Origin of the sequence: Ottowia thiooxydans, from assembly GCF_040548795.1 — a bacterium.
Lineage (GTDB): Bacteria > Pseudomonadota > Gammaproteobacteria > Burkholderiales > Burkholderiaceae_C > Ottowia > Ottowia thiooxydans_A.
Map to the genome: position 1 here is coordinate 160,476 of NZ_JBEPSH010000007.1, position 14,917 is coordinate 175,392.

At 59.3% G+C, this 14,917-nt stretch carries 12 protein-coding genes; 2 read left to right on the top strand and 10 right to left on the bottom strand.

Annotated features, from left to right (window positions below):
• Positions 1-87: 87 nt before the first annotated feature.
• From ABIE13_RS17840 to urtA, 10 genes are all read right to left on the bottom strand, one after another.
• Entirely contained in the window at positions 88-1,686 is a 1,599-nt protein-coding gene (locus ABIE13_RS17840) for a nitric oxide reductase activation protein NorD (RefSeq protein ID WP_354445890.1), read from the bottom strand.
• Entirely contained in the window at positions 1,658-2,464 is an 807-nt protein-coding gene (locus tag ABIE13_RS17845) for a CbbQ/NirQ/NorQ/GpvN family protein (protein ID WP_354446419.1), read from the bottom strand. Before ABIE13_RS17845 ends, ABIE13_RS17840 begins: the two co-directional genes overlap by 29 nt.
• A 28-nt stretch (positions 2,465-2,492) precedes the next feature.
• A complete protein-coding gene (locus ABIE13_RS17850; RefSeq protein ID WP_354445892.1) occupies positions 2,493-3,530 on the bottom strand; it encodes an aliphatic amidase in 1,038 nt (345 codons plus the stop codon).
• 20 nt (positions 3,531-3,550) lie between these two features.
• Positions 3,551-3,910, bottom strand: coding sequence for an FmdB family zinc ribbon protein (locus tag ABIE13_RS17855; protein WP_354445894.1), 360 nt, complete (start codon positions 3,908-3,910; stop codon positions 3,551-3,553).
• A gap of 10 nt (positions 3,911-3,920) precedes the next feature.
• Positions 3,921-5,144: a formamidase gene (gene fmdA, locus ABIE13_RS17860; RefSeq protein ID WP_354445896.1), complete on the bottom strand. Its 1,224-nt coding sequence runs from the start codon at positions 5,142-5,144 to the stop codon at positions 3,921-3,923.
• Between the two features lie 76 nt (positions 5,145-5,220).
• Positions 5,221-5,910: an urea ABC transporter ATP-binding subunit UrtE gene (gene urtE / locus ABIE13_RS17865; protein ID WP_354445898.1), complete on the bottom strand. Its 690-nt coding sequence runs from the start codon at positions 5,908-5,910 to the stop codon at positions 5,221-5,223.
• A gap of 24 nt (positions 5,911-5,934) precedes the next feature.
• Positions 5,935-6,678: an urea ABC transporter ATP-binding protein UrtD gene (gene urtD / locus ABIE13_RS17870; protein ID WP_354445900.1), complete on the bottom strand. Its 744-nt coding sequence runs from the start codon at positions 6,676-6,678 to the stop codon at positions 5,935-5,937.
• A 39-nt stretch (positions 6,679-6,717) separates the two neighbouring features.
• Complete coding sequence (gene urtC, locus ABIE13_RS17875) at positions 6,718-7,896, bottom strand: urea ABC transporter permease subunit UrtC (RefSeq protein WP_354445902.1); 1,179 nt, start codon at positions 7,894-7,896, stop codon at positions 6,718-6,720.
• An 18-nt stretch (positions 7,897-7,914) separates the two neighbouring features.
• The gene (gene urtB / locus ABIE13_RS17880; protein ID WP_354445904.1) at positions 7,915-8,829 is read right to left on the bottom strand and encodes an urea ABC transporter permease subunit UrtB; all 915 of its coding nucleotides are present in this window, start codon (positions 8,827-8,829) and stop codon (positions 7,915-7,917) included.
• A gap of 131 nt (positions 8,830-8,960) precedes the next feature.
• Entirely contained in the window at positions 8,961-10,229 is a 1,269-nt protein-coding gene (gene urtA, locus ABIE13_RS17885) for an urea ABC transporter substrate-binding protein (protein WP_354445906.1), read from the bottom strand.
• Positions 10,230-10,492: 263 nt separating this feature from the next.
• Between urtA and ABIE13_RS17890 the strand changes: the two genes are divergently transcribed.
• Positions 10,493-13,981 (top strand): hybrid sensor histidine kinase/response regulator, encoded by a 3,489-nt coding sequence (locus ABIE13_RS17890; protein ID WP_354446421.1) that lies wholly within the window; start codon positions 10,493-10,495, stop codon positions 13,979-13,981.
• Positions 13,974-14,873, top strand: coding sequence for a DNA-binding response regulator (locus ABIE13_RS17895; protein ID WP_354445908.1), 900 nt, complete (start codon positions 13,974-13,976; stop codon positions 14,871-14,873). Before ABIE13_RS17890 ends, ABIE13_RS17895 begins: the two co-directional genes overlap by 8 nt.
• Positions 14,874-14,917: the final 44 nt, after the last annotated feature.

Consider the following 14,917-nt stretch of genomic DNA (forward strand, 5'->3'; position numbering starts at 1 on the left):
GTTCTCTGAAGCCTCAGCGCCCCTGGATCACAGGGGCGTTGGCTCGTCGCATTCCTTTTCGCTTCTCCCCAGCCAGATTCGCAGCATCTACTGCAGAGCCCGCAGAAGCATTCCCTGCAACTGCCGGGGCATGCGGTGCAGGGCTTGAGTGGCATGAGCCTGATGCCCGAAGATGCGGGCAATAGCGGGACGGTCTTCGCCCCCTCCCGCCAGGCACATCGTATGAATGCCCGCGCGGTGCGCCTTCATCACGGCGTGGCGTGCATCTTCGACCAGATAACGCGGCTCGAAAACATCGACATCGCTAGGTGCACCATCGGTCAGTACCAACAGCAAGCGATGGTGTTCTGCCCGCGCGTCAAGGCGCTTCGTGGCATGGCGCAGGGCGCTGCCCAGGCGAGTGGAGTGCTGGGCCTGCGCACTGTGTAAGCGGCTTGTTTCGCCCGTGGGCGTATCAAAGTCCAGCAGGCATTCGTAGCGTACGGCTTGTCGAGTATTCGAATTGAAGCCATGAATCGCAGCCCTTCCGCCCATGGAACGGGCCACTCTCAAGACAGACAGGCTGGCACTCTGAGCAAGTGCCAGCAAGCTGCCCCCTTGGGGAAGTTCGGCGTTCATGGAAGATGAGAGATCGAGCAGCACGAGCAAGGCAAAAGGCTGCGGCCTCGCATGCGGGCGCTCAAACACTCGCCCATCAGGTGCCGCACCCATGGCTCGGTCCACGCGTAGACGCACGCAGGAATCCAGATCCAGCGACGAGCCATCCATCTGCCGCTTAAGGGGGCGGGAACTGTTTTCATTCAGCAAGGATGAGGTACGCGCACCGGCTCCCGGCAAGGGAAAGGCTACGTTGGCATACTCATGCACTGCAGCCCAAGCAGGCTTCAGGTGCTTGATTCGATAGTCCCACTCTGGGTACCAATGAATGGACGGAGTGGCAAGCTGCGGGCTGGTCTCGGCAGCGCCAGAGCTTGAGCCTTCAGAAGCGTTTGATGTCTCTACCGTGCTCGCTTGCGCACTGGTCGCCTCGTGCAGCCAAAGCCAGCTGTGGTCGTCACGGTAGGCAATGGGTTGCCTGTGGTTCGGCTCCATGCGCACGCGCATCTGCCCCAGTTCGTTGGCCAGCACGCTTGCCAATCGGCGAAACACAGCCGCATCGCCCCAGCCAAACTGAGCTACAGCTTGAGCCACGCGCTCACGCGCTTTGCCCACCCAAGGATTGGGATCTACCCACTCTTCATCCCAGAGCGCACGGCTAAGCCGCGCCAGCAAGTCCTCCAAGCCCAGACCTTCAGCGGAGGACGCACGCAGCGCGTTGAGAAACCAGTGGCGCGTGCCGGGAAATCGCTGAACAAGAAGATGCTCCACCCGAGCATCCTCCAGACTCGATATGACGGCGAGTCCCATGGGCTTCATTGCCCCAGTGGATTGGTTTGGGGTGGAATACAACCAGTGCGCCGCGCCATGGGCCACTGCGGCGTAACGCTCCGCCTTGGGCAGATCAGGTGTGAGCAGCAAGGCGGAATCGGTCAACACGGGCCGAGCGAAGGCCAGAGCCTGGTTACCCTCTTCGGCTTGCAAGAGCTGCACATGCCCGGACCTGCCGGAAAGCGCGTGTAAAAGCAGCGCTTCGCCTCTCGCCAGGTTATCAGGATGATCAGCCGACACAGGCTTGGGCCAGCGCATGCAGGCTGGCTTCCACCTCAGGATCGTCGCTAAGGGCTTGAGTGACGTTCAAACGCACCGCATCCATGATGTCTGCACCATCGCGAATCAAATACCCCGCACGAATCAACATGCGTGTGGAGGCTCCCTCATCGAGACCATCGTCCAGCAAGTCGCGCGTGCGCCCTGCCAGCTTCACAAGCTGCTCGGCCACTTCCAGCGCCACGCCTGATTCGTGCGCCACGATCGCGGCCTCGGCCTCTGGCACCGGATAGCCGAATGAAAAGCTCCCAAATCGCTGCCGCGTGGAGGCTTTCAGCCCCTTGCCTCTTCCCTGGTAGCCTGGGTTGTAGGAAGCCACCAACAGGAAATCAGGATGAGCGCGCAGCAACTCGCCGTGGCGTTCCAGCGGCAATATGCGGCGTGCATCGGTCAGCGGGTGTATGGCCGTCGTGGTGTCGGCGTGCGCTTCAACAATCTCGTCGAGATAGCAGATGCCCCCGTGCCGGGCGGCCATGGTCAGCGGCCCATCCTGCCAGAATGTGCCACCGGCATCCAGCAGGTAGCGGCCCGTGAGATCAGCGGCGGTCATGTCTTCGTTGCAGGCTACCGTGATCAGCGGCAAGCCCAATCGCCAGGCCATGTGCTCGACGAATCGCGTCTTGCCGCAACCCGTGGGCCCTTTCAGGAGCAGTGGCAAGCGGTGCTTCCATGCCCGCTCGAAGAGATCAATCTCGCCTGCTACCGGGGCATAGTAGGGCTCATGGACCAAACGAAATCCATCCAGCGGATGCGGCACCACTTTCCTCTCCTCCACAACCAACACCTCAGCGATGCTCAGGCTCCTGATTGGGGATGCCTTCAATGGGGCACTCTGGTGTGCCCACCGTGCTGCGCGTGAAAGCCTCCACGGACTTGCGCGTGCCTTCGGGGTCATTGATCCACCGGGCATAGAAGTCATAAGGGCAGTTGGCTTCGCCTTGTATGCCATCTCCCGAGTTGATCATGCCGGTATAGCCTCGGTGCACCAGCTTGAACAAGTGGTTCTCGCTCTGTCCGTTCTTGCGAAAGTCTCGAATGAGGCTTTTGGACAGCGCCGCATACTGCACGCCATACTCTTCCTCGCCGCATTCGCCCAGTGTCCGACCGTCGAAGCCGATGAGCGCGCTGTGGCCAAAATAGCTGTAGACACCATCGAAACCCGCCGCATTGGCTACCGCCACATAGGTGTTGTTCGCAAACGCCATGGCTTTGCTGATCAGGATCTGCTGCTCCTTGGCCGGGTACATATAGCCTTGGCAGCGCACGATGAGTTCAGCGCCTTTCATGGCGCAATCACGCCAGATCTCGGGATAGTTGCCGTCGTCGCAGATGATGAGGCTGACCTTCAGCCCCTTGGGACCCTCGCTCACATAGGTGCAGTTGCCCGGATACCAGCCTTCGATGGGCACCCAGGGCATGATCTTGCGGTATTTCTGCACGATCTCGCCCTGGTCGTTCATCAAGATGAGCGTGTTGTAAGGCGCCTTGTTGGGATGCTCTTCATGGCGCTCTCCCGTCAGAGAGAACACACCCCAGACTTTGGCCTTGCGGCAGGCGGCCGAAAAAATCTCCGTTTCGTCGCCGGGAATACTGGCCGCGGTGTCGTACATCTCTTGCGAGTCGTACATGATCCCCTGGGTGCTGTATTCCGGAAAAATCACCAGATCCATGCCGGGTAGACCCCGCTTCATGCCAATCAGCATGTCGGCAATCTTGTGGGCATTCGCCAGCACTTCTGCCTTGTTATGCAGGCGTGGCATCTTGTAGTTCACGACGGCCACACCTACTGTGTCGTCACTGCTCGAAATATCGCCGTGGATCATGGTGAAACGCTCTTAAGTTCTTAGTGACTGATCATCCAGGGGCGCCGGCCAACCTGAGCTTTCATGGCTGGTTGCTCCGCCGGGGTGGCCTTGGCTTTGGTTTTGGTGCCGCAGCAACCGCAACCACTGGGGTGGCGCAGTCGCCCGTAGTTGCCTGGATCCACATCGCGCGAGGAGCGCGGCGCGTGCCGCGATCGCTCGTTGAGCTCCACCGCACGGCGCTGCTGTGGTGTGGTGCAGGCCAGGGCCGGCGCCTGTGACATGACGCGCCGCGAAGCGGTTCCGCACCACGGGCAGTCACAAGGCTCGTTGCGATCTGCCAGCCTGCGAATCGCATCGAATTCGCCGCAGTCATCACATGCATAGTCGTAGGTTGGCATGACGGCTTCCTTATTTGTCTTGAGAGATCGGCATATCGATGCTGCCATCAATGTGCTTGATCGGTCCCGAAGCATTGGGGTTGATGTCGAAGTCGAAGATCTGCGTCGGCAGCCACAACGTCGCGCATGCGTTGGGCACATCGACCACGCCACTGATATGCCCTTGCACTGGAGCCGTACCGAGAATGGAATAGGCCTGCGCACCTGAATAGCCAAACTTCTTCAGGTACTCAATGGCGTTCAGGCAAGCTTGCTTGTAGGCCACGTTCACATCAAGGTAGTACTGCTTGCCGCTCTCGTCGACGCTGATGCCTTCAAAGATCACGTAGTCGTTGTAGGCAGGTGTGATGATGCTGGGCTTGAAGATCGGATTCTTGATGCCGTACTTGGCCATGCCGCCCTTGATGATCTGCACCTTCATGTGCACCCATCCGGCCATCTCGATAGCGCCGCAGAAAGTGATTTCGCCATCGCCCTGGCTGAAGTGCAAGTCACCTACAGACAGACCTGCGCCATCCACGTAGACCGGGAAAAACACTTTGGAGCCGCGCGACAAATCCTTGATGTCGCAGTTGCCGCCGTGCTCGCGTGGAGGAACTGTGCGTGCGCCCGTGGCGGCGGCCTTGTCGCGTGCTTCACCTTTCAACGAACCCATGTGAGCGGTGCCCGCAAAGGGAGGGTTGGCCAGGTTGCCGGTGGGGTTGGTGTCGATGAGCTTTTGCTCACGGGTATTCCAGTTTTCCAGCATCTTCGGATCGGGCAGCGTACCGATCAAACCGGGGTGAATCAGACCCGCGTAGCGCACGCCAGGAATGTGCCGTGACTTGGTGAACATTCCTTCGAAATCCCAGATGGACTTTTGCGCCAGGGGAAAGTGATCGGTCAGGAAACCACCGCCATTTTTCTGCGAGAAGAATCCGTTGAATCCCCACTGGCTGTCTTGTTTGGCACCAATGTCCAGCAATTCCACCACCAGCAGATCTCCAGGCTCGGCGCCTTTCACACCCACGGGTCCCGAGAGATAGTGCACCGTGGTCAGATCAACATCACGGACGTCATCGGCACTGTCATTGTTCTTGATGAACCCGCCGGTCCAATCGTAGGTCTCGAGAATGAAATCGTCACCAGGATTGACCCAGCAAGCCATGGGAATGTCCGGATGCCAGCGGTTGTGAACCTTTTCGTTGGTGGTGGCGGGTTGCGAAAGATCGACCTTGACTAGGGTTTCTGCCATGACATGCTCCTTGTGGTTAACTGGAAATGAAGTGGGCTCCTGGCTTTAAGTGCTGGAGCGACCTGAGACTGAAAAATCAAACGGAGAGATAGGACTTGATGCGTGCCTGGTCTGTATCTGCGCGGGCTGTTTCGTGTACCAGGCGTCCGCCTTCGATCACGAACAGGCGATCGGCTACATCCATCGCGAAAGAGAGCACCTGCTCGGACACCACGATGGTCAACTTGCGCATCTTGCGAATCTCATTGAGCGCGCGGGCAATGTCCTTGATGATGGATGGCTGAATGCCTTCCGTCGGCTCGTCGAGCAGAAGGACTTTGGGGTTCGTGACCAGCGCGCGCGCGATAGCCAACTGCTGCTGCTGGCCACCGGAGAGGTTGCCTCCCTTGCGCCCACGCATATCCCACAACACAGGAAAGAGCGAATAGATTTCGTCAGGAATGGATTTGTCCTTGGCGTTCTCCAGCCCGGTCTGGATGTTCTCCGTCACCGTCAGGGTGGGGAAAATCATTCGGCCCTGCGGCACGTAGGCAATACCCTTGGCTACCCGGCGAAAGCTCGGGTCTTTGGAGATGTCTTGGCCAGCTACCGTGACCTGGCCGCTTTTGCTGGGCAAGACCCCCATGAGGCTCTTGAACAGCGTGGTCTTACCCATCCCATTGCGACCCATGATCGCTACCGTTTCGTTCGCCTCAGCTTCGAACGAGATGCCGTGCAAGGCCTCGCTTTGCCCGTAGGCCACGAACAGATCTTTGACTTTCAGCATTGCGTTTCTCCCTTGCGCGTGGTCTCAGTGACCCAGGTAGACATCGATGACCTTCGGATCGGCCTGCACTTTTTCCATGGACCCTTCGGCCAGAATCTTTCCCTGGTGCATGACCGTGACCTTGTGGGCGATCTTCTTGACGAAATCCATGTCGTGCTCAATCACAATCACTGAACGGTTCTTGCAGATTCGGTGCAGCAACTCTGCAGTGAGATCGCGCTCCTTGGCGCTCATGCCCGCAATAGGTTCGTCGAGCATCAACAACTCAGGCTCCTGCATCAGCAACATGCCGATCTCCAGCCATTGCTTCTGGCCGTGCGAGAGCAAGCCGGCCTCGGTTTCCAGCTTGTCTGGAAGGCCAATCTCAGCCGCCACCGCTTCGATGCGTGAGCGCACTTCCTCCGTACATTTGAAAGCGAGGGCGCCAAACACCGAACGTCCACTGGGGTAGGACACCTCCAGGTTCTGAAAGACGGAGAGGTTCTCGTAAATGGAAGGCGTCTGGAACTTGCGGCCTATGCCACGGCGCACGCGCACATGTTCGGGCAGCCCGATGATCTCTTCGTCCTTGAACTTGATGCTGCCAGCACTTGCACGCGTCTTGCCACAGATCAGATCCAGCAGCGTGGTCTTGCCAGCGCCATTGGGGCCGATGATCACTCGCAGCTCATTCTTGTCGATATAGAGAGCAAGGTTGTCTATGGCCTTGAAGCCGTCAAAAGAGACGGTGAGATCCTCCACCGTCAACGCGAAATCTACATTGCCCATTTTGCGAATCCTCAGGTTTTTCTCAAGCCCACCGGCACTTCAGGCCGCGGGGATGGAAGATGCAGGCGTTTCAGCTTCCTGCGTCACGGGCATAGGCTTGGCCTTGGGTGGCGGCAGCTCGCCCGCCTTGGAAACAGAGGTGCGGCGCGACTTCCACCAGGGAACGATCTTGTCGGCCCACAGACCGGCCAAGCCCATCGGAAACGCCATGGTCACGCCGATGAAGAGCGCGGCCACCAGGAACAGCCACATATCTGGAAAAGTCTCCGAGAAGTAGGTCTTGCCCCAGTTCACCAGCAAGGCCCCGTACACCGCACCCACGAGGCTCATCCGACCACCCACCGCAGCGAAGATGACCATCTCGATGGAGGGAACGATGCCCACGAAGCTGGGCGACATGAAGCCCACCTGCAGCGTAAACATGGCGCCGCCAATACCTGAAAGCGCAGCGGCCAGGCAGAAGACGAAGATACGGAAGCTCGCGACGTCGTAACCCGAGAACCGCACGCGGTCTTCCTTGTCGCGCATAGCCAGCAGCAGTGTTCCCAGCTTGCTGGTCTGGATCCATCGGCAGAGCACGATGGACGCCAGCAACAGGCCCACGCAGACAAAGTACAGGATGTACTTGGCGCTGTCGGTGCGCACGTCCCAGCCCATCAGGGTCTTGAGATCGGTCATGCCATTGACACCGCCGGTGTAGCCTTGCTGGCCGATGATGAGCACGGTCAGAATCAGGGCCACAGCCTGCGTGATGATGGCGAAGTACACGCCCCCCACCCGCCTCTTGAACATCGCGAAGCTGATGACGAACGCCAGCAGCGTGGGCAGCACAATGACTGCCGCGAGGGAAAACGGAAGGCTCTTGAAGGGCAGCCAGAACGTAGGCAGCTCAGTCAACTGGTTCCAATCCATGAAGTCGGGAATGCCCGGCGTAGACTGAATCTTGGTGCTCTCCGGGTCGGAGGCTTCGAGCTTGAGGAACATGGCCATCGCATAGCCCCCGAGACCGAAGAAAACCCCTTGCCCGAGGCTGAGCACACCCCCATAGCCCCAGAGCATGACCAGGCCAATGGCCACAAAGGCGTAGGTCAGGTATTTGCCGACCAGGTTAAGACGGAAGATGTCCAGCGACAGTGGCAGGACCACCACCAGCAGTCCGGTCAGGATGAGAAGGCTTCCGAACTGATATCGGTTGATCCAGGCTTTTAAGGTGTTCATGAAAGGTTCTCCTGGTAATCAGCGGCGAATCTTGCTGGCGAATAGACCCTGTGGACGGAACATCAGGATCACGACGATGATGGAGAGCGTGAGCACTTTGGCCATGGAGCCGCCCATGAAGAACTCTGAAATCGATTGCGTCTGTGCAATACCGAAGGCAGAAATTACCGTACCCAGCAGGCTTGCTGCACCGCCGAATGTGACCACCAGGAAAGAGTCGACGATGTAGAGCGAGCCGGAAGTGGGACCGGTGGAACCAATGGTCGTGAAGGCCGCGCCTGCTGCGCCTGCAATGCCGCAGCCAATAGCGAAGGTGAGGCGGTCTGTCTTTTGTGTATTGATGCCAATGGCATTGGCCATACCGCGATTGGCCACCGTGGCGCGAACCCTCAAGCCCCAACGGCTCTTGTAGAGCGCCAGCAAAACTCCCACGGTCACGACAAAGGTGAGCGCCAGCACGAACATGCCGTTGATGGGAATGTCCAGGCCCTCCGCAGGTGCCCAGGAACCCATCAGCCATTCAGGCAGCGTGGGGCTGACCTCTTTCGGGCCGATGAAGGTGCGAAACGTCTGCTGCAACGCAAGACTGACGCCCCAGGTCGCCAGCAAGGTATCCAGCGGGCGCTGATAAAGATGCCGGATAAGCGCCCATTCGAGCAGCCATCCAGCCAGAAACGCGAACCCGAACGCTGCGACGATCGCTATCGGGAAGTACCACGACGTCGCGGTCCCGCCCAGCATTTCAGCCAGCGTGGAGCCCAGAAAGATCGTGTAGGCGCCAATGGTCATGAACTCGCCGTGCGCCATATTGATGACGCCCATCTGGCCGAAGATGATGGCAAGGCCCAGGCCCATGAGCAACAGGACGGCGAACAGGCTCAAGCCTGCGAAACCCTGCATCAGGCCAATGTTGAGCATGTCGTTGAAAGCCATGGTACGACTCCGGAGAGAAAAATGAAGCGAAGAATGCAAAACTCACGGCCTCAAGATGCGGCGGCGCTGACTCCAGGCAGACCGCACGCAATTCTTGAGGACTGCACGGCGTCAAGCCGCCGTGCAGGGGATCACTGATAGCCTTTTGGAAACGGATCTGGCTTGATCAGATCGGGCGATTCGGAAACCACCTTGAACGTGCCGTCCGCCTGTCCCTGTGCAATACGCGACTTGCTCCACAGGTGGTGGTTGGCGTCGATCTTGACGTAGCCCTCAGGTGCCGTCTTGAGCTCAATCCCGGGCGAAGCCGCCACCACTTTGGCGACGTCAAAGCTCTTGGCTTTCTCCACGGCGGCTTTCCAGAGCCAAGGGCCGAGGTAGGCTGCCTGCGTGACATCACCAATCACGGCGTTGGGGCCGTACTTGGCTTTGAAAGCGGCAACGAACTTCTTGTTGTTTTCGTTGTCCAGAGTCTGGAAGTACTTCATGGACGAATAGAAGCCCTTGAAGTTCTCGCCGCCTACGCCAGTCATTTCGTCCTCTGTCACCGACAGTGTCACGAGCAGTTGCTTGTCGCCAGTCAAACCCGCTGCTTTGAGCGCCTTGTAGAACGCCACGTTGGAGCCGCCTACCACTGCACAGAAGATGCAGTCCGGTTTTTGCAGTTTGATCTTGTTCACCAGGGAACCGAAGTTCGTGGCGCTCAAGGGGTAGTACTCCTCGCCAACGACTTTGCCCTTCTGGAAGTTCTCGATGTGCTTGCGAGCGATCTTCATGGAGGTGCGCGGCCAGATGTAGTCGGAGCCAATCAGGAAGAAGGTCTTGGCACCTTTGTCTTTCTTGGCCCAGTCCAGGCTGTACAGAATTTGCTGCGTCGCTTCCTGGCCGGTGTAGATCACATTCTTGGATTGCTCCAGGCCTTCGTAGAACGTGGGGTAGTACAGCAAGCCGTTTTCTTTCTCGAAAATCGGAAGCACAGCCTTGCGTGAGGCAGATGTCCAGCAGCCGAAGATGGCGGCGCAGCGGTCGTTGATGAGCAGCTTCTTGCTCTTTTCCGCGAACGTGGGCCAATCAGAAGCACCGTCTTCCTTGATGACCTTGATCTTGCGACCCAGAATGCCCCCGGCAGCATTGATTTGATCAATAGCCAGTTGCTCTGCCTGGATGGAGCCCGTCTCGGAAATGGCCATGGTCCCGGTGGACGAATGCAAGATGCCAACGGTCACTTCGCTGTCAGTGACGGCCAACTTGGTGGTGTTGACCGAGGCAGTTGGCTGGCCAAAGCTCCATGCCGGCAAGCCTGCCAGGCCTGCAGCGCCCATGGTCTTGAGAATGCGGCGGCGGCTGGCTGCGGGCGTCTCAAGTAGAGACCGGTCGGACTCGGGAGAGGACTTTTTCATGGATGGACTCCTAGGGCTGGTTAAGGAAATCGGCCTGTTGCCGACTTGCCGCTAGATTAGGGTTGACCCGCATTCGCGCCCATACGTCAAACAACGTAAGCCTCCGCTGGAATGATTCTTGCGGTTCAGTGCGTCATGCACTTTCCAGGGACGTGGTGGCACCAACACCGTGCGCACTTTGAGCGTGCATGCACCCACCCATGCACCGCCTTGGTGCCAAGCCCACTGAAAGCCACTTTCCCGCAGGTTGCCGCCTGAGCCCCATGAACCGGACTGCTCGCACCATCCCCATCGTCCCGCAACAAATCTCTGCCTCCCGGCGGCAGTACAACTCCTGGGTTGCAGATGAGACGATGGAGGATTACGCGTTGCGCTACACGCCACGGTCCTTCCGAAAGTGGAGTGAGTGGCGTGTAGCCAACACCGCGTTCGGCTCGCTCTCCTTCCTGGCCCTGGAAGCCATTGGAGGCGCGATTGCCATCAACTACGGCTTCTCCAATGCCATGTGGGCCATTCTGGTGGTGGGGCTGGTGATTTTCTTCACTGGCTTGCCGATTGCCTACTACGCGGCGCGGTACGGTCTGGACATGGACCTGCTCACTCGTGGTGCGGGCTTCGGTTATCTCGGCTCAACCATCACGTCGCTGATCTACGCCGTCTTTACGTTCATATTTTTTGCATTGGAGGCCGTCATCATGGCGCTTGCCGTGCAGATGGCGACCGGCTGGTCATTGCCCGTTTGCTATCTGGTCTCCGCCCTGGTGGTAGTGCCCCTGGTCATTCGCGGCATTACCTTGATCAGCAAATTGCAAGCCTGGACACAACCTGTATGGCTGTTTCTGCTGGTCTTTCCTTTCATCTGGATCGCGCTCGCGCAACCCCAGATGTTCACCGACTTCGCCAGTCTCAAAGGCTTGAAATCAGGCTCCAGCGAATTTTCGCCACTCCTCTTTGGCGCCGCCACCACGGTCATCTTTGCGCTCGTCGTGCAAATCGGCGAGCAAGTTGATTTTTTGCGTTTCCTGCCTGAGAAGTCCCGCGAGAACCGCTGGCGCTGGTGGGGTGCGGTGTTGGTCAGCGGTCCCGGCTGGATAGTCATGGGCATGCTGAGAATGGCAGGAGGCGCCTTCCTCGCATTTGCCGCCATGCAGCTTGGCGTCGCGCCTCAGCACGCCATTGAGCCAACGCAGATGTACCTGGCCGGTTTTACGCAGTCGCTGTCCATGCCTGCACTGGCCGTGGCGGTGACGGTGGTGTTTGTCATCATCTCGCAAATCAAGATCAATCTGACCAACGCCTACGCAGGTTCATTAGCCTGGTCCAACTTCTTTGCCCGCGTCACACGCAGCCACCCTGGCCGCGTGGTGTGGCTGGTGTTCAATGTCTCTATTGCCACCCTGCTCATGCTGCTTGGCGTCTTCAGCGGTCTTGAAAAGGTGCTCAGCGTCTACAGCAACGTGGCCATCGCCTGGGTGGGTGCTCTGGTGGCAGATCTGGTCATCAACAAGCCCCTGGGCCTCAGCCCGCGCGGGATCGAGTTCCGCCGCGCCTACCTCTATGACTTCAACCCGGTGGGTATTGGCTCGATGGTGATCGCTGCAGCCATTTCCAGCATGGCCTATGCCGGGCTGATGGGAGAAGCGGCCCAAGCGTTTTCACCCTTCATTGCCCTGTGTTTGGCCATGGCGCTTTCTCCTTTGCTGGCGGCGCTGACGGGCGGTCGATACTATCTGGCGCGCCAACCGCACGACCAGTGGGCGCCCGGCGAGTCCGTGAACTGCGTGGTGTGCAACAACCACTTTGAGTCCGAGGATATGGCGAGTTGCCCAGCCTTTGGCGGCCCCATCTGCTCACTGTGCTGCTCTCTGGAATCACGCTGCCACGACCGCTGCAAGACAGATTCGAGGGGAGCCGACCAGATCCGCAGTTGGCTGCATCTGCTGCTCCCCGCTCGCATGGCCTCTCGTGTGAACTTCCGGCTCGGCCACTACCTCATGGTCTTCATCACTTTGAGCGCGACCATGGCGTTTCTATTCGGCCTGGTGTATGCCCAGGAAAGCGCGCAAGGTGATGTGGCCGAATTGCAATGGCCGTTCCTGAAGGTTTTTGCCCTGTTGGCAGCTCTGGCCGCCGTCAGCGCCTGGTGGATTGTGCTGACCAATGACAGCCGGCGTATGGCACAAGATGAGTCCGAGCGCCAAACTCAGCTGTTGCTCAAAGAGATCGACGCGCACCGCCGAACCGATGCTGAACTGCAGTCCGCACGCGATCGCGCCGAAGCAGCCAACCTGGCCAAGACCCGCTATGTGGCCGGCATGACGCATGAGCTGCGCACTCCGCTCACGAGCATCCTGGGCTATACCGAACTGTTGATCAAGAACCCGCTCGTAGCCGGCGCAGTGCGCGACACCTTGGCCACCATGCAACGCAGTGGCCAACATATGCACGCCCTGATCGACGATGCACTGGATCTTGCCAGGATCGAGGCCAGCCGGCTGAAACTGGACATGGCGCCCTTGCCGCTGGGCCCGCTCATTGAGGATGTGGAACGCATGGTGCGCCCGCAGGCCGAGGCCAAGGGACTTCGATTCGTCATTGCCATCGAGGGCGACCGCCCCGATTGGATTCGCACCGACGCCAAGCGCCTGCGTCAGCTTCTGATCAACCTGATTGGCAATGCGATCCGCTTCACACCCCAAGGAGAAGTCACGCTTCGCCTGGATTTCACGCAGCAGGTGACTCGCATCGAAGTGGCAGATACGGGCATTGGCATCGCGGAGCAGGATCAGCAACGCATCTTTCTTCCGTTCGAACGTGGCTCTGCCGGTCGCCGTGCGGCTGAAACAGGAACCGGCCTGGGACTGACCATTACCCTTTTGATTGCGCAGATGATGGGAGGCGAGCTCTCGCTGCGCAGCAAACCTGGTGAAGGCAGTGTGTTTTCGCTGCGCCTTTACCTGCCACGGACCGTACCTGACGCCGCGCATCTAAAACGCGCTGCTCATAGCTTGCGGCCCGTGACCGGGTATGAGGGCCCGCGCCGCACGCTGCTGGTAGTAGACGACCAGCCACTGCACAGGCAGTTGTTGGCTGGCCTGCTGGTTCCTTTGGGCTTCAATGTGGTTGAGGCTGCCAGCGGCGAAGAGTGTGTGGAAATTCTGGGAAGCTGTGGAACCCGGAGCACTGCAACCCATCAGCAGGTGACGTCCAGGTCTGGCAGACTGCCTGAGCAAACCCTTCCGGATCTGCTGTTGCTGGACATATCCATGGATGGCTGGGATGGCTGGGAAACTGCACGTCAGGTGCGCAATCGCCTGGATGCGTCCCAGCTGCCGGTGGTCTTCGTTTCGGCCAATATGATCGACAACCAGAGCGACAAAATCAGGCAAGCCCTGTGCCAGGGATTCGTTGCCAAACCCGTGCTGGAGACAGAGCTGCTGGACACTCTGGAAAACGTGCTCAAGCTCAGCTGGATACGGGCCGAGCCCGCAGCGACAGCCCCTACCCCCCACTCAGGAGCGGAACTTCCGATGGTGCCGCTGCGCCCCCTTCCGCCTGAGCTGCATGAAGACCTGATGCGCATGGCCCGCCAGGGCCGGGCGCCCGCATTGCGCGAACGCCTGCGCGAAGCCGTCGACACACTACCGGCCGAAGCGAGCACGCTGGCGGCCCTGCTAGCTTGCCTGGACAGATTCGATTTCGATGGCCTCATGAGCACACTCCAACTTTCTCAGAGACAAACCAATGACTGAAGGCGCACCTGACCTGCCGATCCCAAGCGCAATGCCCGTGATTCTGGTCGTTGAAGACTCACTGCCCACTCTGAATATGCTTTGCGAAGCGCTGACGCTCGAAGGCTACGATGTGCTCGCTGCGCGCGACGTCGCGGAGGCGCTCGACAGGCTGGCGATTACCGTGCCCGATGGCATTTTGCTCGACGGCATCCTGCCCGACGGGGATGGCTTTTCGCTGTGCTCTCAGATCAAGGCCACTCCGGCGTGGGCGCATATTCCCGTTCTGTTCATGACCGGCTTGTCGGAAACAGAGCAAATTCTTCAGGGCTTTGCCAGCGGCGGCGTGGACTACGTCGTCAAACCCCTGCGGCTACCCGAGGTCATGGCCCGCCTGGCTACGCACGTACGCAATGCCAAAGTGGCCAGACTGGCCCGTGACGCGGTAGATGTTGCGGGCATGGGCAGCGTCATGCTCGACTCCCACGGCCGCGTGGCTTGGTGCTCTCCCCAGGCTCGTGACTGGTTAGGTGACCTGACAGATGCAGACACACTGAACTGGTTGAAGCAAGCCCTGACGCATGGCGAAGCCAGAGGTGGGCAAGGACCACGCGCTCGACTGCTGGCGCGGCATATGGGGCAGAGCAATCCGGGTGAATCCATGCTCTTGCTCACTCCTGCAGCAGATGACAATCCCGCCGCCGAGAGGCTTCGCCGCGCGTCGCTGACCCCGCGTGAGACCGAAGTGCTGGCCTGGCTGGCCAAAGGAAAGACCAACCGAGACATCGGCGATATTCTGGTCATGAGCCCGCGCACCGTCAACAAACATCTGGAGCACGTCTTTGCGAAACTGGGTGTCGAAACGCGCAGCGCGGCTGCGGCTATCGTCGCGGGTGGAGGAGCTCCCCCCTGAAGAAATGGCTCCCCCCTGAGTCGCTTGCGCGCCTTCCCCCCAGG